The organism is Lentzea sp. DG1S-22 (genome assembly GCF_036321065.1).
Lineage (GTDB): Bacteria > Actinomycetota > Actinomycetes > Mycobacteriales > Pseudonocardiaceae > Lentzea > Lentzea jiangxiensis.
In genome coordinates, this window is the sequence record NZ_CP143276.1 from 2,882,708 (window position 1) to 2,902,693 (window position 19,986).

The 19,986-nt window shown below is 70.1% G+C and carries 16 protein-coding genes; 11 read left to right on the plus strand and 5 right to left on the minus strand.

What is annotated here, in order from left to right; genetic code table 11:
- Positions 1-16: 16 nt before the first annotated feature.
- A complete protein-coding gene (locus tag V1227_RS12380; RefSeq protein WP_329792653.1) occupies positions 17-850 on the plus strand; it encodes a phosphotransferase in 834 nt (277 codons plus the stop codon).
- On the opposite strand, the gene V1227_RS12385 is transcribed toward V1227_RS12380, so the two are convergent.
- The 3 genes from V1227_RS12385 to V1227_RS12395 form a co-directional block, all read right to left on the minus strand.
- Positions 847-2,664, minus strand: coding sequence for a S8 family peptidase (locus V1227_RS12385; RefSeq protein ID WP_329792654.1), 1,818 nt, complete (start codon positions 2,662-2,664; stop codon positions 847-849). The two genes, V1227_RS12380 and V1227_RS12385, sit on opposite strands and share 4 nt — an antisense overlap.
- A 160-nt stretch (positions 2,665-2,824) precedes the next feature.
- Positions 2,825-3,766, minus strand: a complete 942-nt coding sequence (locus V1227_RS12390; RefSeq protein ID WP_329792655.1) for a sigma-70 family RNA polymerase sigma factor — start codon at positions 3,764-3,766, stop codon at positions 2,825-2,827.
- 78 nt (positions 3,767-3,844) lie between these two features.
- On the minus strand, positions 3,845-5,140 hold the full coding sequence (locus V1227_RS12395; RefSeq protein WP_236224799.1) for a hemolysin family protein: 1,296 nt from the start codon (positions 5,138-5,140) through the stop codon (positions 3,845-3,847).
- A 91-nt stretch (positions 5,141-5,231) separates the two neighbouring features.
- Here V1227_RS12395 and V1227_RS12400 point away from each other — a divergent pair, with 91 nt between their 5' ends.
- From V1227_RS12400 to V1227_RS12415, 4 genes are all read left to right on the plus strand, one after another.
- Positions 5,232-5,627, plus strand: a complete 396-nt coding sequence (locus tag V1227_RS12400) for an ATP-binding protein (RefSeq protein ID WP_329792656.1) — start codon at positions 5,232-5,234, stop codon at positions 5,625-5,627.
- Positions 5,628-5,706: 79 nt separating this feature from the next.
- Positions 5,707-6,450 (plus strand): hypothetical protein, encoded by a 744-nt coding sequence (locus V1227_RS12405; RefSeq protein ID WP_329792657.1) that lies wholly within the window; start codon positions 5,707-5,709, stop codon positions 6,448-6,450.
- A gap of 10 nt (positions 6,451-6,460) precedes the next feature.
- A complete protein-coding gene (locus V1227_RS12410) occupies positions 6,461-7,522 on the plus strand; it encodes a sensor histidine kinase (RefSeq protein WP_329792658.1) in 1,062 nt (353 codons plus the stop codon).
- Positions 7,519-8,124, plus strand: a complete 606-nt coding sequence (locus V1227_RS12415) for a response regulator transcription factor (protein WP_329792659.1) — start codon at positions 7,519-7,521, stop codon at positions 8,122-8,124. The genes V1227_RS12410 and V1227_RS12415 overlap by 4 nt, the downstream gene beginning before the upstream one ends.
- A 37-nt stretch (positions 8,125-8,161) precedes the next feature.
- On the opposite strand, the gene V1227_RS12420 is transcribed toward V1227_RS12415, so the two are convergent.
- Positions 8,162-8,830: a GntR family transcriptional regulator gene (locus V1227_RS12420; protein ID WP_329792660.1), complete on the minus strand. Its 669-nt coding sequence runs from the start codon at positions 8,828-8,830 to the stop codon at positions 8,162-8,164.
- A 57-nt stretch (positions 8,831-8,887) separates the two neighbouring features.
- Here V1227_RS12420 and V1227_RS12425 point away from each other — a divergent pair, with 57 nt between their 5' ends.
- Both V1227_RS12425 and V1227_RS12430 read left to right on the plus strand, forming a co-directional pair.
- Complete coding sequence (locus V1227_RS12425) at positions 8,888-9,304, plus strand: VOC family protein (RefSeq protein WP_329792661.1); 417 nt, start codon at positions 8,888-8,890, stop codon at positions 9,302-9,304.
- Positions 9,305-9,482: 178 nt separating this feature from the next.
- Positions 9,483-10,727, plus strand: a complete 1,245-nt coding sequence (locus V1227_RS12430) for a cytochrome P450 (RefSeq protein ID WP_329792662.1) — start codon at positions 9,483-9,485, stop codon at positions 10,725-10,727.
- Here V1227_RS12430 and V1227_RS12435 read toward each other — a convergent pair.
- A complete protein-coding gene (locus V1227_RS12435; protein WP_329792663.1) occupies positions 10,717-11,307 on the minus strand; it encodes a TetR/AcrR family transcriptional regulator in 591 nt (196 codons plus the stop codon). The genes V1227_RS12430 and V1227_RS12435 overlap by 11 nt on opposite strands.
- A 105-nt stretch (positions 11,308-11,412) precedes the next feature.
- On the opposite strand from V1227_RS12435, the gene V1227_RS12440 reads away from it, so the two are divergent.
- The 4 genes from V1227_RS12440 to V1227_RS12455 all read left to right on the plus strand — a co-directional run bounded on the left by V1227_RS12440 (position 11,413) and on the right by V1227_RS12455 (position 19,965).
- Complete coding sequence (locus V1227_RS12440) at positions 11,413-14,592, plus strand: S8 family peptidase (protein WP_329792664.1); 3,180 nt, start codon at positions 11,413-11,415, stop codon at positions 14,590-14,592.
- Positions 14,593-14,793: 201 nt separating this feature from the next.
- Positions 14,794-15,225 (plus strand): Rrf2 family transcriptional regulator, encoded by a 432-nt coding sequence (locus tag V1227_RS12445; protein ID WP_329792665.1) that lies wholly within the window; start codon positions 14,794-14,796, stop codon positions 15,223-15,225.
- A 156-nt stretch (positions 15,226-15,381) separates the two neighbouring features.
- Positions 15,382-15,798, plus strand: a complete 417-nt coding sequence (locus tag V1227_RS12450; RefSeq protein ID WP_329792666.1) for a nuclear transport factor 2 family protein — start codon at positions 15,382-15,384, stop codon at positions 15,796-15,798.
- 360 nt (positions 15,799-16,158) lie between these two features.
- Positions 16,159-19,965 carry a discoidin domain-containing protein gene (locus V1227_RS12455; protein ID WP_329792667.1) on the plus strand — a complete coding sequence of 1,269 codons (3,807 nt, stop codon included), beginning with the start codon at positions 16,159-16,161 and terminating at the stop codon, positions 19,963-19,965.
- Positions 19,966-19,986 lie beyond the last annotated feature (21 nt).

Sequence of the window (19,986 nt, forward strand, 5' to 3'; positions counted from 1 at the left end):
GGTAGCTTCACGGGTCGTGGAGGATCTTCCGGCTGGACTGCCCGAGCACGAGCTGCGCGACGGACTCGCCCGGTTCGGCATCACCGGCAAACCGGTCCACGCCCCCGTCGGCTTCGGCGACCACCACTGGACCGTCTACGACCGGTGGTTCACCTCGGTCTCGGACCTGACGACCAAGCCGCTGTCGCGGCTGCGGCGGGCGATGGACACCGCGGCGGCCCTGGGCGAGCAGCTGCCGTTCGTGGTGGCACCGGTGCGATCGGACGACGGCGACACCGTGGTCCTGCTCAACGACCGGTACGCGCTGAGCGTTTTCCCCTACCGGGCGGGCAAAGCGGGGAACTTCGGCGATCCGGTCCACGAGGGTGTCGCCGAGCTGCTGACCGCGCTGCACCGCTGCGAGCCGCCGGAGAGCACCCCGGTCGCGCCGGTCGAGGTGCCGGGCACGGTCGCGCTGGCGGCGTTGCTCGACGAGCCCGGCGAGTGGTTCTCGCGGCAGGCGCGGGAGGTGTTCGTGGCGCACGCCGACGCCCTCCGCGCCGCACTGGCCGAACTGGACCGGCTCGCCGCGGAGCTGCCCGGCGAGCGGGTGGTCACGCACGGGGAACCCCACGCGTGCAACGTGATCCGGACGCCCGCGGGGCTGTGCCTGGTCGACTGGGACACCGTCGGACTGGCGCCGCCGGAACGCGATCTGTGGTTCCTCGGCGGGGGAACCGGCTTCTACGCGCTGCGCTGGGCCGTGGACGACATCGCGGGCTTCGCGGCGGAGCTCCGCGCCCCGCACGAGAAGTCACGGGACGCGGAGCTCGCGTTGCACTACTTCACCGAGACGCTGCGGAGCCTTTAGAGCGTCAGCGTCCAGGTGTCGATGCTGCCGACGTCGGCGGTGGCGGCGTCGCGGACCCGGAGCGTCCACGTGCCGTTGCGCGTCTCCGACGACAGGTTGACCGTGTAGGTCTGGTCGATGTTGTCGGCGCTGCCACCCGCGCGGTTGTGCAGGTTGTAGACCGAACCGTCCGGCGCGACCAGGTCGACGACGAGGTCACCCTTGTAGGTGTGCTTGATGTGCACCTCGACCGAGCTGCTCGCCGACGCCGTGCCGGTGCAGCCGCTGAACACGACCGTCGACGTCACCGTGGTGTTGTCGCGGATCGCGACGTCGGTGCCGTTGGTCTGCGGGGCGCAGGTGGCCGAGCCGACCGCCCACGTGAACGACGTGCTGCCCGAGCCGCCCGCCGACGCGGTGGCCGTGACGGTCACGTTGTAGGTGCCCGCGACCGTCGCGGTGCCCGAGACCACACCGGACGACGACCCGATCGACAGGCCGGTCGGCAGACCGGTCGCCGACCACGTGTACGGCGCGGTGCCGCCGGACGCGGACAGGGTGAGGTTCGCCGTGCCGCCGAGCGCGGTGCTCTGGTTGCCCGGGTTGGTCACGGAGACGCCGGGAACGCCGCCGGTGCCGGTGCGCAGCAGGCGGTTCGCCGAGTTGGCACCGGGGTTGGTGACCTTGTTCGGGGTGGCCTGGGCGATGATCGCCGCCTGCACCTCCGCCGGGGTCTTGGCCGGGTTGTCCGCGAGGTACAGCGCCGCCGCGCCCGCCACGTGCGGGGACGCCATCGACGTGCCGCTCATCGTGGCCGAACCGGTGTTGTTGCTGTAGGACGCGGAGACGATGTCCTGGCCGGGCGCGAACAGGTCGCTGCAGGTGCCGTAGGAGGAGAACGACGCGCGGGCGTCGGTGCGGGCCGTCGCCATGACGTTGATCGTCTCGGTGACCCGCTGCGGCGAGTACTTGCAGGAGTCGTCGTTGAAGTTGCCCGCCGCCACGACGTACGTGATGCCACGGGCGATCGACGCGCGCACGGCGTCGTCGAGCACGCGGCTCGGCTCGTTCGCCACGCCGGTGTAGAGGCTCATGTTCGCGACGGCCGGCAGGACGGCGTTCGCGGTGACCCAGTCGACACCCGCCGCCTCGGTCGAGACGGAGCCGCCGCCGGAGCAGTTGAGCACGCGGACGGCCTTGAGCTTGACCTGCTTCGCCACGCCGTAGGTCGAACCGCCGACGGTGCCCGCGACGTGCGTGCCGTGGCCCTGGCAGTCCTTGCCGTTGCGGCCGTCGGTGAACGCGTCGAACCCGAACGTCGCCCGGCCGCCGAAGTCGGCGTGGTCGTAGTTGATGCCCGTGTCGATCACGTAGGCGGTCACGTTGGAGGCACCGGTGCTGTAGCTGTACCTGCTGTCGAGCGGCAGGTCCGCCTGGTCGACGCGGTCCAGGCCCCACGACGGCGGGTTCAGCTGGTCCGCGAGCACCTGCACGGTCCGGTCCTGCTCCACGTAGGCCACCGACGGGTCCGCGGCGAGGCGCTTGGCCTGCTGCTTCGACATCGTGGCCGAGAAGCCCTTGAACGCGGCCTTGTAGGTGAAGCCCTTCTTGCCGCCGTAACGCGCGGCCAGGTCGTCGGCGCGGCCGCTGACCTCCGAGCGCGCGACGGCGTTGTCCTTCAGCACGACGATGTAGCTGTCCTGGACCGCGTTCGGCGCGCTTTCCGCGACGATCGGCCCCTCCGGCTGTGCGGCGACTGCCTGGGGGAGCGCCAGCACGGTGCCGGCGACGGCGATAGCCGCCACCCCGAGCGTGCGCAGGGTGCGTCGTCTCATCACTGCTCCTCATTCGCAGGGAACCGCGTGTGAACGCGGGCCGGCCCTCGACGGCCCAAGATGCGTTCACACGCGGTTGCGAAACAGCGTTAGTCCGTTGTCGGACGTGATGAGTCTTTAGTTGCGACAAGCCCGGGAACAAGCGACTTTCGTCGTGTTGTCAGCCGGCCAGTGCGAAAAGATCGTCCCGGTCACCCGACTGCTTGAGCTGGGCGAGCGACTGCTTCTCGAGCTGGCGGATGCGCTCACGGGTGAGGCCGAGCTCCTCGGCGACCTCCTGCAGGGTGCGGGCACGCCCGTCCTCCAGGCCGTAGCGCAGGCGCATGATCCGGCCCTGCCGTTCGGGGAGGACGTCCAACAGGGACCGCACGCCCTCGGTGAACTCCTGCTGCTCCACCAGGTCCGGCGCCGACACCCCGTCGGTGTCCTGGATCAGGTCGCCCAGCACCGAGTCGCCCTCGCCGCCGACCGGCGTCTCCAGCGACACGCACGTGCGGGCCGCGTCGCGCATGTCCTGCACGCGCTGCGGTGAGCACTTGGCCTCGGCGGCGATCTCCTCGGCCGTCGCCTCGCGGCCGAGCGACGCGGACAGCTTCTGCCCGATCTTCTTGAGCTTGTTGACCTCTTCGACCACGTGCACCGGCAGGCGGACGGTGCGGGTCTGCTCGGCGAGACCGCGCTCGATCGCCTGGCGGATCCACCACATGGCGTAGGTCGAGAACTTGTAGCCCTTGGCGTAGTCGAACTTCTCGACCGCGCGGATCAGGCCGAGGTTGCCCTCCTGGACCACGTCGCCGAACGGCAGGCCGCGGAACGAGTGCTTCTTCGCGACCGACACGACCAGGCGCAGGTTCGCGCGGATCATGTGGTCCTTGGCGCGCTCGCCCTCGGCCACGACGCGGCGCAGCAGCCGCGGTTCGCGATTTCCGGTGTCCCCGCTCTCCAGCAGCTGGGCCGCGTAGACACCGGCCTCGATGCGCCGGGACAGCTCGACCTCTTCCGAGGCGGTGAGCAGCGGCGTGCGGCCGACATCGCGCAGGTACTGGCCGACCGAGTCGCCGTCCTGCTGCCCGGATGCGCGGTTCTTCAGATCTGCAGGCATGACAAATCCCCCCGTTTCCGTTGGCAGGAGTGGGAGCCGAAGTGGCTCCACTGGTGTGTAACGGTTCAGAGGCCCGTCTCATTCCGCGGTTTCCGCTGTGACCTCTCCCTCATCTCGCTTCCGGTGCTTCAACCGCACCTGGGTGATCGCGTGGTGTTCGACCTCCAGCACCTCGATCGACCAGCCGGACACCTCCACCACGTCGCCCGGTTCTTCGGGGATGCGGCCGAGGAGCACCAGCACGAGGCCCGCGACCGTCGAATAGGGGCCCGCGGGCGGGTCCCGCAGCTCGACGCCGACGTCCACCAGGTCGTGGACCGGGAACGTGCCCAGCAGCTCGATCGATCCGTCGGGTTCGGCCTTCACCGCCACCACGTCGGAGTCGGTCTCGTCGTAGATCTCACCGACGATCTCCTCCAGCAGGTCCTCCAGCGTCACGATGCCGTCGACGGCGCCGTGTTCGTCGACCACGAGCGCCATCTGCTCGTGCTCGGCCTTCATGCGCCGCAACGCGTCCGTGACGCGCACCGAGTCCGGGAGCACCATCGGCGCCCTCGCCACGTCCGCGAGGGCCACCTCGTCGTCGAGCAGGTCGCGCAGGTTGGCCACGCCGACCACGTCGTCCAGGTGACCGTCCTTGGTCACCGGTGCCCGTGAATGTCCGGACTTCGCCAAGATTTCCCGCGCCACCGCCGTGTCCAAACCTGCGTCGAGAACGGTCACCTGCCTCCGGGGCACGAGGACCTCGCGCAGGCGCCGCTCGTGGATCTCCAGCGCACCGGTCATGATCGTGCGCTGCTCGGGGTTCAGGTGTTGTTGCACCTCAACGAGATCGCGCAGTTCCTCCGCCGACATCTGCTCCTCGTCGCGGTTCGGGTCACCGCCGAAGACGCGCACCACCAGGTCGGTCGACCTGCTCAGCAGCCACACCGCCGGCCGCGAGATCGTCGAGAGCAGGTCGAGCACGCGTGCGACGATCTTCGCCCAGCGCACCGCGTACTGCATCGCGAGGCGCTTGGGCGCCAGCTCCCCGAAGACCAGCGTGACGAACGTCAGCACGACGGTCACGAGCGCGATCGCGACTCCGTTGGCGGCGCCTCCCAGGAAGCTCAGCAGGGGCACCACCGGCGCCGCGAGCGAGACCGCCGCCGTGGCCGATGCCAGGAAGCCCGAGAGGGTGATGCCGATCTGCACGGTCGCGAAGTACCGGTTCGGGTCTCGTGCCAGTTTGACCAGCCTGCGGTGCCCCTCCCTCTCCAGGGAGCGCAGCTGGCCCTCCCGCAGCGACACGAACGCCATCTCGCTGCCCGCGAAGGCGGCGTTGAGCAACACCAGCAGCGCGACCAGCGCGAGGTCCAAGCCATACCCGTCCACACGTTTGGGGTAGCACGCACAGTGGTATTTCGCACTCTGACGGCCATCTTGAGCAGCCAGGAGGGCCTCAGCCGAACGAGGTGGGATGGATATGGACACCCCAGAGGTGCTGAGCATCTCCGCGAGGACCGTGCACACCCTGCCGGAGGGAACGCCCGACCTCGCCGCCGTGCGCGCGTGGGTGGGGGCGCTCTTGCAGGACCTGTCGGAAGACACCCGGCTCGACGTCCTGCTGGTGTGCACTGAACTGGCCAGCAACGCCTATGAACACGCGCAGGGACCTCGGGTCGTGCGTGTGCAACGCCACACTGACTTCGTGCGGGTCGAGGTCGACGACCACACACCCGCCGAACTGCCTCAGCTCGGCCAGTCCAGGCTCGGCGACTCCCGGGGACGCGGGTTGATCCTGATCGCCCAGATCTCCCGGTGCTGGGGCACGCGCGAGTTCACCGGCGGGAAGACCATCTGGGCCGAGATCGACGCATAGATCTTCTGTGCGTTTCGCACAGGCAGGTCATGACATCGCGCGGATGGGGCTTGTCCCCGATCTTCCCGATGCTCGGTGCATGACAACAACGGTCTCTCCCGCGGTTCGGCCGCTGGTGCGCCACGGAGCCGAGATGCTCGTGGCGATGCTCGTCGGGATGGCCCTGCTCGGGCCGCTGTGGACGCCGGAGCGCGTCGAGCTCGCCGCCCTGTGGATGGCGGTGGCGATGTCGGTGCCGATGGCGTTGTGGATGTCGTACCGGGGTCACGGCCGGATCGCCGAGATGTGCGCGGCGATGTTCGTGCCGTACCTGGTGGTGCTCGTGCCGTACTGGTTCGGGCTGCTCGACGGTCACGCCGTCGAGGTGGGCGGGCATCTGCTGATGCTGCCCGCGATGGCGTTCGTGCTGGTCAGGCACCGACACGACGTGCACGGGACGCCCAGTGCGAACCCGGTGGTCAAGGCGCTGGGCTCGCGCTGGCCCACCGTGGTCGCGCTCGCGGTGACGTTCGACTTCTGGCAGTCGCCGCTCGTGCCTCCCGTGTGGACGCTGCTGCTGTGCCAGGCCGTGTACCTGTTCTGGGGCCGGCGGGCGCCGGGAGTGCAGCTCGGGGTGTTCGGCCTCTACGCGGTGCTCGCCGCCGCGGTGGTCCTGGTGTCGCCCCCGGCCGGGGTCCTGCTGATCGCGTCCGGCTGGGGCGCGCACGCCGTCTGGGACCTCGTCCACCACGTGCGCAACGCGGTCGTGCCGCGCTGGTGGTCGGAGTTCTGCGGCGTGTTCGACCTGGTCATCGCGGTCACGATCCTGATGGTGTGGTTCTAGTCTGATGGCGATGACCGATCTTCCGCACACCGCTCTGCGCGGCACCCTGCACCTGCTGTGGGTGGCGTCGCTCGCCGTGCCGCTGGTCGCGGTGCTGCGCGAGCCGTCCGGGACGCGCTGGCTCGGCGTGCTGGGTCTGCTGGTGCTGGCCGTCGCGTACGCGGTGACGCTGCGCGGCGGTCCGCTGCGGGTGCTCGTGGCCGCGACCCTCGCGACGGTCCCGCTGGTCGCGCCGGTCGGCTCCGACGAGCTGCACACGTGGGCGTGGATCGGCGGCGCGGCGGCCGGCTTCGCGCCGTTGCTGCTGACCGGTCCCTGGCGGTGGCTCGCCGCGGTCGGCTCCGTCGTGCTGGCCGGGGTCGTCGGCTTCTTCGTCAGCCGCGACCACACGGCGTACCAGATGATCGCGGCCTCCGTCGGCGCGACGATCATCGCGATGGGCGGCCTGCCGATGTGGTTCGCCGGACTGCTCGGCGAGGCCCGCGCCGGCCGCGAGGCGCAGGCCGAGCTCGCCGTGAGCGAGGAACGCCTGCGGTTCGCCCGCGACGTGCACGACCTGCTGGGCCACCGCCTGACCGTCATCGCCCTGAAGTCCGAACTGGCCGGGCGCCTGGCCGCGACCGACCCCGAGCGCTCGGCCGCGGAGGCGTTCGAGGCGCAACGACTGGCGTCCACGGCCCTGGAGGAGGTGCGTGACGCCGTGCACGGCTATCGCGCCGTGAACCTGCCGGAGCAGTTGGAGGCAGTGCGCAACGTCCTGACGGAGGCGGGCATCCGCTGCACGGTCGCGGACGCCGACGTGCACGGCGAGCCGGCCACGCAACTCGCGCTGGCGTTGCGCGAGGCGTGCACCAACGTGCTGCGCCACAGCCACGCCACGTGGTGCATGATCGACGTCGCTGTGGCCGACGAGGAGGTGCGGATGACCGTGACGAACGACGGCACCGAGAAGCCTTCTCTGGAGGGCAACGGCCTGCGGGGCATCCGCGAACGCCTCGCGGCCGTGGGCGGCCGGGTGTCCGCCGAGAAGTCCGGCGACGTCTTCACGCTGCAGGTCGTGGTGCCCGCGTGATCAGGGTGCTGCTGGCCGACGACGAGGAGCTGATCCGCGACGCCCTCGCGGCCCTGCTGGACCTGGAACCGGACCTCGGGGTGGTGGCCCGCGCCGGTGACGGCAGGGCCGCTGTCGAGGCCGCGCGGGCCCACCGGCCGGACGTGGCCGTGGTGGACCTGCAGATGCCCTTCCTGGACGGCCTGGAGGTCACCGAGGAGCTGGGGCGGGTGCTGCCCTCGTGCGCGGTCGTGATCCTCACCGGCCGCGGCCGGCCACCGCACCTGCAGCAGGCCCTGCACGCCGGCGCTCGTGGCTTCCTGCCCAAGGGGTCCCCCGGCGGCACGCTCGCCGACGTGATCCGCCGCGTGCACTCGGGCGGGCGCTGGGTGGACCCGGCGCTGGCCGCCGACGCGCTGGCCGCCCCTCCCTGCCCGCTGACGCAGCGGGAGCTGGAGGTGTTGCGGCTCAGCGAGTTCGGGACGCCGGTGGCGCAGATCGCCTCCCGCACCTCGCTGTCCGCCGGGACCGTGCGCAACCACCTGTCGGCCGCGGTGGCGAAGCTCGGCGTGGCCAACCGGTCCGAGGCCTTCCAGCGGGCCGTCGAGCACGGGTGGCTCTAGCTTCCGCCTCCGGTTCGCGTCCGATGTGGACCGCGGCTCACGCCTCGGAGGCGAGCACGTCGAAGGCGTGCTTGCGGTGCACCGCGAACAGCTCCACCGCCGCCTCGACGTTCCGCGCCCGCAACGCCGCCACCAGCATGTCGTGCTCCAGCCGCACGTGGTCGAGGTAGCCGGCCGTGCTCGAGTTGATGCGCATGATCAGGAACAGGAACACCTGCGAGCGGATCCCGTACCAGGCCTCCAGCAACCGCGAGTGCTTGGCCGCCACGTACACCGCGTCGTGGAACTGGATGTCGCAGCGCACCATCCCGTAGGGGTCCTCGGCCCGCTCCATCGCCTTCGCGGCCATGGCGATCGCGACGAGGGCCGAGTCGCTGGCGTGCTCGACCACGCGGCGCACGGCCAACTCCTCCAAGGCACCGCGCAAGCTGTTCAGCTCGGCCACGTCCTCGTCCGACAACACCGTCACCGTGGCGCCCCGGTGCCACTCGCTGCGCACGATCCCCTCGCGCTCGAGCAACTGCAGCGCGTCCCGCACGGGACCCCGGCTGACCTGCAGCGCCTTCGACAACTCGACCTCGCGCAACGGGTCACCGGGCCGGAACATGCCGGTGAAGATCGTCGACCGGATCGTGTCCGCGACCTCGTTGCCCAGGCCCCGGCGACGGGCGGGCGCGAGGGTGAGCGGCTTGTCGTCCTTACCCATGTCCGAATGTTAACAACCGCACAATCCCGTCGATTGTAGGAATGTTAACATTCCTACATGCCGAACATCCCCCGCTTCCACCTCGCCATGCCCGTCGACGACCTCGCCGCCGCCCGCCGCTTCTACGGCGAGACGCTCGGCCTGGAGCAGGGCCGCAGCTCCGACACGTGGATCGACTGGAACCTGCACGGCCACCAGTTCGTCACCCACCTGGCGCCGAAGACCGAGCGCGTCAGCAACCCCGTCGACGGCCACGACGTGCCGGTCCCCCACTTCGGGCTGGTGCTGGAGGTCGACGAGTTCCAGGCGCTCGCCGCGCGGCTCACCGAGGCGGGCACGAAGTTCGTGATCGAGCCGTACGTGCGGTTCAAGGGCGAGGCCGGCGAGCAGTGGACGATGTTCCTGCTGGACCCGGCGGGCAACGCGCTGGAGTTCAAGGCTTTCGCGGACGACTCGCAGGTGTTCGCCGTCTGAAACCGGCTCACGACCGCGAGCGAGCCGGTGCCGGTTCACAGCCCGGGGCAAGCGCGGCTCCCATTTCCTCTCTCCCGGCCAAAGACACCGCAAAATCTTGCACGACGCGCAAGTTTGAGTAGCGTGGAGGTGACGCCGAGCCACGGCCCGATCACACCGGGTCAGACAGGGAGAGGCCATGACCACGGCCGAGCGGCAGCGCAACGCGGCACAGCTCCTCCGCCCGCAGTTGCCCGCCGAACTCACCGACAAGCGCGCAGGGTGCCCGTTCGACCCGGCCACGGGACTCACCGAGCTGAGCGGGCGCGGAGGGATCCACCGCGTCGAGCACAACGGGGACTCCGTCTGGCTCGTGACCGGGCACGACGAGGCGCGGGCCGTGCTGGCCGCGCCGCAGATGAGCTCGGACCGGATCAACAGCCCTCGTGCGAAGGCCCTGATCTCGCCCGAGCTGCACGCCGAGATGTTCCCGCCGGAGCGGCGGGCCGGGTCGTTCATCTTTATGGACGCGCCCGAGCACACGCGCTTCCGGCGGCTGCTGACCGGGCAGTTCACCGTGCGCCGGATGCGCGACCTCACGCCGCGGGTGCACGAGATCGTCACCGGCTGTCTCGACGCGATGGTCGAGAAGGGGCCACCGGCCGATCTGGTGCACGACTTCGCGCTGCCCGTGCCGTCACTGGTGATCTGCGAGCTGCTGGGCGTCGACTACGGCGACCGCGACGAGTTCCAGCGCCGCACGTCGAAGCTGCTCAGCCTGAACACCACCGTCGACGAGCAGATCAAGAACGCGACCGAGATGCGCCTGTTCATGCGCCAGCTCGTCGAGGAGAAGCAGCGCGACCCCGGTGACGACCTGCTGTCGGGGCTCGTGCGCGACACCGACCTCACCGCGGACGAGCTCGTCGGCATCGCGAACCTGCTGCTGATCGCGGGCCACGAGACGACGGCGAACATGCTGGCGCTCGGCACGTTCGCGTTGCTGGAGCACCCCGCGGAGCTCGAGAAGCTGCGCGCGGACCCCGGGCTGGTCGAGAACGCGGTCGAGGAGCTGCTGCGCTACCTGTCGATCATCAGCGCGGGCGTCTCACGCCACGCCAGGGAGGACGTCGAGATCGGCGGCGTCACCGTGCGGGCCGGGGAGACGGTCGTGGTGTCGGTGCCCGCGGTCAACCGCGACGAGCGCCAGTACGACGACCCGCACGCGCTCCTGCTCGACCGGCCGCGCGGGCACCACGTGGCGTTCGGGCACGGCATCCACCAGTGCCTCGGCCAGCAGCTCGCGCGCGTCGAGATGGCGGTGGGCTTCACCGAGCTGCTGCGCAGGCTGCCGTCGCTGGAACTCGCCGTGCCTGCACACGAGGTGCCGTTGCGCACCGACATGTCGATCTACGGCGTGCACAGGCTGCCGGTCACCTGGTGAACCCGGTGCCGAGCTGGTCGATCATCCGGCCGACCAGCTCGGCCGCCGTGTAGCGCTCCGAAGCCTGGGGCGTGTCGAGCCACCACTGCACCACGGCGCGCATCGACGCGAGGATCGTCGACGCCGTCACGGCCGGATAGGGGTCCACGGACGGATCGACGCCGCAACGCTCGGCGATCGCCGCCGTGAGGGCCTGTTCGCGGGCCGAGTAGGCGGCGAACACGTGCGGCAGCAGCGACGGGTGGCGGCGCAGCTCGCGCAGCTGGCGGAGCCGTTCGAGGTCGACGTGCTGCGGGTAGATCGAGTGCAGGGCCTCCCGCAGCGCGACCAGCACCGGTTCGCCGGGTGGGCGGGCGGCGAACTCCTCGACGAACGCGAGCGCGGTGGCCGTGTCGCCGGCGACGACCGCTTCCTCCTTGGAGGAGAAGTAGTTGAAGAACGTCCGCAGCGACACCCCGGCCGCCCGCGCGATCTGGTCCACCGTCACCCGGTCGAGGCCGTGCCGCACGCACAGGCTCCAGGCCGCGTCCCCCAGCGCCTCCCTGGTGGCGGCCTTCTTGCGTTCCCGCAGCCCCGTCATGGCGCAAAGATTAAAGCGTGCCGAAAATTGGTGTAGACCTTGTCACCCGAGTGAGCACCTCACTACGGTCCGTGGGATCGCTCTCACAGACCCACGGAGGACCGGGTGCGCCTACTCGGAGTCGTCGTCCTGACCGGTGCCCTGCTCACCGCCGCCCAGGCGCAAGCCGCTCCCGCCCCAGCGGTTCCGCACCGAGCCGCTCCACCCACGGCCGCTCCGCACGGTGCGGCGTCCGCGCCGACCGTCACGCTGATCACCGGTGACCAGGTCCTCACCGGACAGCGGGCCGTCAGGCCGGCACCGGGCCGCGAACGGGTCGTGTTCTCGACCTACACGGCGCAGGGCCACGAGTACGTGGTGCCGCGGGACGCCATTCCCCTGATCGCGAGCGGACGCCTCGACGAACGGCTTTTCGACGTCACCGAGCTCGCCACGTACGGCGGCGCGCTGCCCGTGATCGTCACCTACCCCGACGGCGCCCCGCGCACCCTGAGCACCGGGCTGCAGCTGCCGAGCATCAACGGCGTCGCGTTCGACGCGGCCCGGACGCCTCTTGTCGGAATGTCAACATTCCTACAAGAAGGGTCGCGGCCGGAGGCGGGAGCGCTGGAACGGGCCGGCCGAGCGCTGGGCGGCATCGAGAGGATCTGGCTCGACGCCCGGCGTCAGGCGACCCTGGACCGCAGCGTCGCCCAGATCAACGCCCCCGCCGCCTACGCCGCGGGCCTGACCGGCACGGGCACCACGGTCGCCGTCCTCGACACCGGCGTCGACAACACCCACCCCGACCTCGCAGACCGCGAGATCGGCGAGCGGAACTTCACCAGCTCACCCGACAACGGCGACCACCACGGCCACGGCACGCACGTGGCGTCGATCATCGCGGGCACCGGTGCGAAGAGCGGCGGCAAGTACCACGGGGTGGCGCCGGGTGCGCGCATCCTCGACGTGAAGGTGCTGGGCGACAACGGTTCCGGCCAGGACAGCGGCATCATCGCCGGCATGGAGTGGGCGGTCGAGCAGGGTGCCCAGGTCGTCAACATGAGCCTCGGCGGCTTCGACACGCCCGCCGTCGAGCCCCTCGAGGAAGCCGTCAACCGCCTCAGCGCCGAGAAGGGCACGCTGTTCGTCGTGGCGGCCGGCAACAGCGGCCCGAACGCGAAGACCGTCGGCTCTCCCGGCACCGCCGACGCGGCCCTGACCGTCGGCGCGGTCGACGACCAGGACCGCGTCGCCGAGTTCTCGAGCCGCGGCCCGACGCAGGCGGGCACGCTCAAGCCCGACCTCACCGCGCCGGGCGTCGGCATCGTCGCCGCCCTGCACTCGGACGGCAGGATCGGCGCGCCGGTCGCCGACGGCTACACCTCGCTCGACGGCACCTCGATGGCGACGCCGCACGTGGCGGGCGCGGCGGCTCTCCTGCGCCAGCAGCACCCCGGGCTCGGCGGCGCCGCGCTCAAGGCGCGGCTGACCGGCGGCACCACGCCGACCGCGGAGCTGACGCCGTTCGAGCAGGGCTCCGGGCGCGTCGACGTCGCCAAGCTGGTCGAGCAGAACGTGACGGCGAGCCCGACCGGCATCAGCTTCGGCTCGCACCAGTGGCCGCACACCGGTGAACCCGTGCTGTCGAAGGAGATCACGTATTCGAACGCGGGCTCCGAGCCCGTCACGCTCGACCTCACCACCGAGACGACCGGCGCGCTGTTCAGCGTCTCCCCCGCCACGCTCACGGTCCCGGCGGGCGGCACCGCGAAGGCCACGGTCACCGCGGACCTCGCGAAGCAACCGGCCGGCGGCGTGTTCGGCGGCGCGGTCGTGGCGAGCGGGGTGCGGACGGCCGTCGTCGCCGACCTGGAGGTCGAGAGCTACGACGTCGCGGTCGCCGGCGTCGAACGCTCCGGCGCCCCGGCGTCGTCGACCTTCGCGTTCCTCGTCAACGTCGACACCGGCGCCCGCGTGTGGCCGAACAGCGCGACGGGGGTGGCACGCCTGGCCAAGGGCCGCTACGTCCTGTCCGGCAGCGTCCTGTCGTCGGGCAGCGGCTACACGCACGACGCCATCAACTACCCGAACCTCACCGTCACCGGCGCGACGACGATCACGCTCGACGCCCGGCAGGCCAAGCCGATCAAGGTGACGCTCCCGGTCGCCGCCCAGCTGTCGTTGCTGCAGACCGGTTTCGAACGGGTCGTCAACGGCACGAGCTACACCATCGGCGACTTCTCGGTGGGCGGCGCGATCGACCACCTCGGCGTCGCGAGCCTCGGCCCCGACTCGGACGAGGTCACCGGCAAGATCGCGACGTTCTGGACCGCGGGCACCGACTTCTACGGACTCGCCTGGTACCGCAAGGGATCCGCGCCCAACGGGCTGACGAAGACGGTCGCGAAGAAGGACCTCGCGTCCGTCAGGGTCGACATGCCACCGCTCGGGCCCGGTCAGACCGCGAGCATCGGCCACACCTCCTCGCCGGAGGGCCGCGCCGACTGGACCTACGGCTCACTCGACAACTTCACGCCCGGCCCGCGCACCGAGTACTACGGCGGCGAGGGCGGCGACTGGTCGCGCCGGTTCACCCTGTTCGACGAGACCGGCTACATCGGTGGTCTCGTCACACCGCTGCGGCACTACCGGCCGGGCAGGTCGTACGTGGAACCCTTCCACCGAGCGGTGTTCGGCCCGGCGCTGCCACCGACGCGGGGCATGCCGCACTCGTTCCGCACCGGCGACTTCGTCCGGATCACCGTGCCGCTGTACGGCGACAGCACGGGCAACGAGGGCTACAGCCCCGTGTCCGAGGCGAAGACCACGGTGTACCGCGACGGCGTCAAGGCCGCCGAGACGGCCGAGGCGGGCTGGGCGGTGCTCGACGTCGAACCGGGCTCCGCGACCTACCGCGTGGAGACGTCCGCGACCCGCGACACCGCCTTGAGCACCGAGGTGTCCGGCGTCTGGACGTTCCGCAGCGACACCACCTCGAAGCAGACCGCGCTGCCGTTGTCGGTGATCCGCTTCACGCCGCAGCTGGACGACGAGGGCTACGGGAAGGCGGGCCAGATGTTGTCGGTGCCGCTGTCCACGCAGTCCCAGGTGGACTCGGTCCGCATCACGTCCGTCGAGGTCTCCTACGACGGCGGGACGACGTGGCGCCGCACGCAGATGACGGCCGGGCGCGTGCTGCTCGCCCACCCGAGGGACGCGAAGTCGGTGTCGTTGCGCGCCAAGGCGTCCGGCAGCGGCCAGACCGTGGAGCAGACGATCGTCGACGCGTACCTGCTCCGCTGACGAACGCGCCCGCGTGCTCGCGAGCCCACGAGGCGAACGAGCGCGCGGGCCTTCCCAGCACGTCCTCGACCCGCTACCGCGTGGCATTGGTCCTCAGCTCTGGCAGGTGGTCCGGGACTTGCGAGTGCCCGAACTTGCCACCTGTGGTTGTAACTATTACGGTTACGACTAGGGGCGGCGGCGAGAGGAAGAGGGCCTGACGTGAGCGCCAACAGCCGGCTGACCATCGCTGCGCACGCCCTGACGTGGATCGGGCTGTATCAGCGGCGCGGCAACGAGGTCGCCACCTCCGAGCAGATCGCGACGAGCGTCAACACCAACCCCGTGGTGATCCGTCGCCTGCTGGCCACGCTGAGCAAGGCGGGCCTGGCCGATTCGCGGCGGGGAGCGGGGGCCGGCTGGATGCTCACGCGGGACCTGGCGGCGATCACCCTGCTCGACGTCTACCAGGCGATCGAACCGGGACCGGTCTTCGCTCTGCACCGCTCGACACCGGACCACGAGTGCGTGGTGGGCCACGGCATCGGACCGGCGTTGACCGCCGTGTACGACGACGTGGAGGCCGCCCTGCGCAAGGTGCTGGCCAAGACCACGCTGGAGGACGTGCTGCGGGACGTCTTGCAAGCCGCCTGATCCCGGCCGTCCCGCTCCCCGATGCAGGGGGTCGCATCGGGCGCACGTCGATGTAACAAGAATGGTTACATCAAGGAATTGAGGAGCCTCACCGGACAAGACCGCCGTCGCCAGGACAACGGTTGCGACACAACAACAACATGAAGGACAAGGACGATGGCAACAGAGACGCAGACCTCGCGAACCGTGGCCGAGAAGTTCCTGGAGCGCCTCGGCAGGCAAGACCCCGACGGAATCCAGGAGCTGTTCTCCGAGGAGATCGACTGGCACGTCCCCGGCAGTGACGCACTGCCCTGGACCGGACGCCGCACCCGCCGCGAGGAGGTCGCGCCGTACTTCACCACCATGTGGCCGCACTTCGCGCACGGCAAGAGCAAGGTCGTGCTGGAGCGGGTCATCGTCGACGGTGGTGACGTGGTGCTGCTGGCGGTCTTCACGCACACCGCCGTGGCCAGCGGCGAGGAGTTCACCACACCGGTGGCCATGCACCTGGGGGTCGAGGGCGGCCGGATCGTTCGCATGCACCTGTACGAGGACACGCTGACCGTCGCCAAGGCGTTCAACGCCGGCTGAGCGGGTCGGCTGAACCGAACCGGACGTTCTTCGCCGAGCTCCGCCACTTGCGCAAGGCTTACGCAACCCGAGCAAGCGCTGAGCAAACCGCCGCAAGCGGACCCGTCAAGATCGAATCAATTTTGGAGGGCGATTCGGGTCCGAACCTCCCACGACACCCTGAGTCCAGCCGCTGGTGATCGACCTCATGCACGCTGCAACACTGCTCGTACACGGAGAGCAGCACCCGTCTTTCCTGTTCAGAGCTTTTGTCGTAAATTTGCGCAATCACGTCGAGATATTGCGGTAATCTGCTGGTCACTTCTACGGTGAGGCGCGCCACACCCCCTCGCGTCCCCACCGAGAAGGGCCAAGCACGCCATGTCACCGACGACACGCGCTCGCTCCCTGCTAGCCCCGCTGGTAGCAACGATCACCGCCGCGGCCACCCTGACGATCTCCCCCGCGGCACAGGCGGCACCGGTCAGCCTGGACCTCAGCAAGCAGACCCGCATCGACCGCGTCACGCTCTCCTCCCCGAAGAACGGCACCGAGACCTTCGCCGTGCAGACGAGCCTCGACGGCAGGGGCTGGTCGACGCTGGTCGCCGAACAACCGCACACCTTCCGCGACGGCAGGGTGACCTTCCAGGTCGACCCCACTCTCGTGCGGCACGTCCGGGCCACGAAGACGACGGCGAAGCTGGAGGTCCGCGAAGCCGCCGTCGGCGCGCGGCTCGCCGCCACCTTCACCGCGAGCAGCAGCACCCAGGACTACGGCGCCGCCAACGTCGGGGACGGCAACCAGGGCACCTACTGGGAGAGCGCGAACAACGCCTTCCCGCAGTGGATCCAGGCCGACCTGGGTTCCGCGGTCAAGGCCGACCGGGTCGTGCTGAAGCTGCCGACGGCGAACTGGGGAGCCCGCACCCAGACCTTCGCCGTGCAGGGTGGCACGGACGGCACGAACTTCACGGACCTGGTGGCGAGCAAGGGCTACGAGTTCACCCCGGCCTCGAACAACACGATCGCGGTCGAGTTCACCGCGGCCACCACGCGGTACGTCCGGCTGCGGATCACCGGCAACACCGGCTGGCCCGCCGGACAGCTGAGCGAGTTCGAGGTCCACGGGCCGACCGGCGGTGACGCACAGGCCCCCACCGCCCCGGCGAACCTCGTCCTGACCCAGCCGCAGGCCGGGCAGATCCGGCTGACCTGGAACGCCAGCACGGACAACGTCGGCGTCACCGGCTACGACGTCTACGCCAACGGCACCCTGCGCACGACGGTCACCGGCACGACCTACACCGACACCCAGCCCGACGGCCTGCGCGTGACCTACCACGTGGTCGCGAAGGACGCGGCCGGGAACCAGTCCCCCGCCAGCGGCTCCGCGACGCGCGAGGGCGCCACGGGCACGAACCTGGCGCAGGGCAAGCCCGTCACGGCGAACAACAACGTGCACGGCTTCGTCGCCGCCAACGCCAACGACGGCAACGTGCAGACCTACTGGGAGTCCGGCGGGTTCCCCGGCACGCTGACCGTCCGGCTGGGATCGAACGCGGACGTCGGCTCCGTCGCGATCAAGCTCAACCCCGACTCGGCGTGGGGTGCGCGCACGCAGCACGTCGAGGTCCTCGGCCGCGAGCAGAACGCCACCGGCTTCACGAGCCTCGTCGCCGGCCGCGACCACCGCTTCGACCCGGCGACCGGCAACACCATCACCATCACCGGCGGCGGCCGGGTCGCCGACGTCCAGCTGCGGTTCACGTCCAACACCGGCGCTCCCGGCGCCCAGGTGGCGGAGTTCCTGGTGTTCGGCACCCCTGCCCCGAACCCCGACCTCACCGTCACCGCCACGTCGTTCACGCCGGCGAGCCCCGTCGAGACCGACCGGATCACGCTGAACGCCACCGTCCGCAACGCGGGATCGGCGGCCAGCGGCGCCACCGACGTGACGTTCTTCCTCGGCACCACCGCCGTCGGCACCGCTGGGGTCGGCGCGCTCGCCGCCGGCGCGCAGGCGAACGTCAGCACCACGATCTCCGCACGTCCGGAAGGGTCCTACGAGTACACCGCCAAGGTCGACGAGACCAAGAAGGTGGCGGAGCAGAACGAGACCGACAACGCCCGCGTCCACCCCGACCGGCTCGTCGTGACGGCGGTCCCGAGCTCCGACCTGGTGGCCGTGCCGTCCTGGTCGCCGAGCAACCCGGCCCACGGCCAGAACACCACGTTCAGCGTCGCCCTGAAGAACCAGGGCACCATCGCGTCCGCGGCCGGTGCCCACGGCATCACGGTCACGATCGTCAACAGCAGCGGCCAGACCGTCCGCACGCTGACGGGCAGCCACAACGGCACGATCGGCGCGGGTGCGACCACCGCCGCGGTCGACCTCGGCACGTGGCCCGCCGCCAACGGCCGGTACACCGTCCGCACGGTGATCGCGAACGACGGCAACGAGGTCCCGGCCAAGCAGGGCAACAACACCGGCGAGCAGTCGCTGTTCATCGGCCGCGGCGCGAGCGTCCCGTGGCAGCACGTCGAGGCCGAGGACGCCACCGTCGGCGGCGGTGCGCAGGTGCTCGGCCCGAACCGCACGATCGGCGACCTCGCCGGTGAGGCGTCCGGCCGCCGTGCCGTCACGCTCAACTCCACCGGCCAGTCGGTCGAGTTCACGACGTCCGGTCCCACCAACACGCTCGTCACCCGCTTCTCCATCCCGGACAGCTCCGGTGGCGGCGGCATCACCTCGACCCTCAACGTCTACGTCAACGGCCAGCTCCACAAGGCCATCGACCTGACGTCGAAGTACATGTGGCTCTACGGCAACGAGGCCGAGCCGGGCAACTCGCCGGGAGCGGGCGGGCCGCGCCACATCTACGACGAAGCGAACCTGATGCTCGACCGGACGTTCCCGGCGGGCACGAAGGTCAAGCTGCAGAAGGACGCCGCCAACACCACGAACTACGCGATCGACTTCGTGAACTTCGAACAGGTGACGGCCGCCCGGAACCCCGACGCCGCGCGCTACGCCGTGCCCGCCGGGTTCACCCACCAGGACGTGCAGAACGCGCTCGACCGCGTCCGGATGGACACCACGGGGAACCTCGTCGGCGTCTACCTGCCCGCGGGCACGTACCAGACGGCGCAGAAGTTCCAGGTCTACGGCAAGGCGGTCCGCGTGGTCGGCGCCGGTCCCTGGTTCACCCGGTTCCAGGCCCCGCCGACGCAGGAGAACACCGACATCGGCTTCTCCGCGCAGTCGTCCGCGAGCGGCTCGACGTTCAGCGGGTTCGCCGTCTTCGGCAACTACACCGCGCGCATCAACGGGCCGGGCAAGGTGTTCGACGTCGCCGGAGTGCGGAACACGACCATCGAGAACATCTGGGTCGAGCACATGATGTGCCTGTTCTGGGGCAACAACGTCGACAACAACGTCATCAGGGACAGCCGCATCCGCGACATGTACGCGGACGGCCTGAACATGACCAACGGCTCGTCGGGCAACCGGATCGCGAACATCGAGGCCCGCTCGACCGGTGACGACGCGTTCGCGCTGTTCGCCGCGACCGACAACGGAGGAACCGGTCAGCAGGACAACGTCTTCGAGAACCTGTCCGTGCTCACCCCCTGGCGCGCGGCCGGTCTCGCGGTCTACGGCGGCAAGCTCAACACGTTCCGCAACATCTACGTGGCGGACACGCTCACCTACTCCGCCGTGACGATCAGCTCGCTCGACTTCGGTTACCCGATGGAGGACTTCGGGCCCGAGCCGACCACGTTCAGCGGCCTCACCCTGGTCCGCTCCGGCGGCCACTTCTGGGGCGCGCAGACGTTCGGCGCGATCTGGATGTTCTCCGCCTCCAAGAAGTACACGGGGATCCGGGTGAACGACGTCGAGATCATCGACCCGACCTACAGCGGGATCATGTTCCAGACCAAGTACAACGGCGCGGCCGAGAACGTCTTCCAGGACACCGTGCTGTCCGGCGTGAGCATCTCGGGTGCGCGCAAGAGCGGTGACGCGTTCGACGCCAAGTCCGGTTTCGGCCTGTGGGCCAACGAGATGCCGGAACCGAACCAGGGACCCGCCGTCGGCGAGGTCACCTTCACCGGCCTGAGGTTCCGCGACAACTTCCAGGACATCAGGAACACGACGTCCACCTTCAAGATCAACATCATCTGACACCCCTGCCGCGAAGGAAAA

Bases quoted from the DNA above. Each gene is read 5' to 3' on its own strand.
- V1227_RS12390 (WP_329792655.1), bottom strand. From the start codon at position 3,766: ATGCCTGCAGATCTGAAGAACCGCGCATCCGGGCAGCAGGACGGCGAC.
- V1227_RS12430 (WP_329792662.1), top strand. From the start codon at position 9,483: ATGACCACGGCCGAGCGGCAGCGCAACGCGGCACAGCTCCTCCGCCCG.
- V1227_RS12410 (WP_329792658.1), top strand. From the start codon at position 6,461: ATGACCGATCTTCCGCACACCGCTCTGCGCGGCACCCTGCACCTGCTG.
- V1227_RS12420 (WP_329792660.1), bottom strand. From the start codon at position 8,830: ATGGGTAAGGACGACAAGCCGCTCACCCTCGCGCCCGCCCGTCGCCGG.
- V1227_RS12435 (WP_329792663.1), bottom strand. From the start codon at position 11,307: ATGACGGGGCTGCGGGAACGCAAGAAGGCCGCCACCAGGGAGGCGCTG.
- V1227_RS12455 (WP_329792667.1), top strand. From the start codon at position 16,159: ATGTCACCGACGACACGCGCTCGCTCCCTGCTAGCCCCGCTGGTAGCA.
- V1227_RS12405 (WP_329792657.1), top strand. From the start codon at position 5,707: ATGACAACAACGGTCTCTCCCGCGGTTCGGCCGCTGGTGCGCCACGGA.
- V1227_RS12385 (WP_329792654.1), bottom strand. From the start codon at position 2,664: ATGAGACGACGCACCCTGCGCACGCTCGGGGTGGCGGCTATCGCCGTC.
- V1227_RS12450 (WP_329792666.1), top strand. From the start codon at position 15,382: ATGGCAACAGAGACGCAGACCTCGCGAACCGTGGCCGAGAAGTTCCTG.
- V1227_RS12425 (WP_329792661.1), top strand. From the start codon at position 8,888: ATGCCGAACATCCCCCGCTTCCACCTCGCCATGCCCGTCGACGACCTC.
- V1227_RS12400 (WP_329792656.1), top strand. From the start codon at position 5,232: ATGGACACCCCAGAGGTGCTGAGCATCTCCGCGAGGACCGTGCACACC.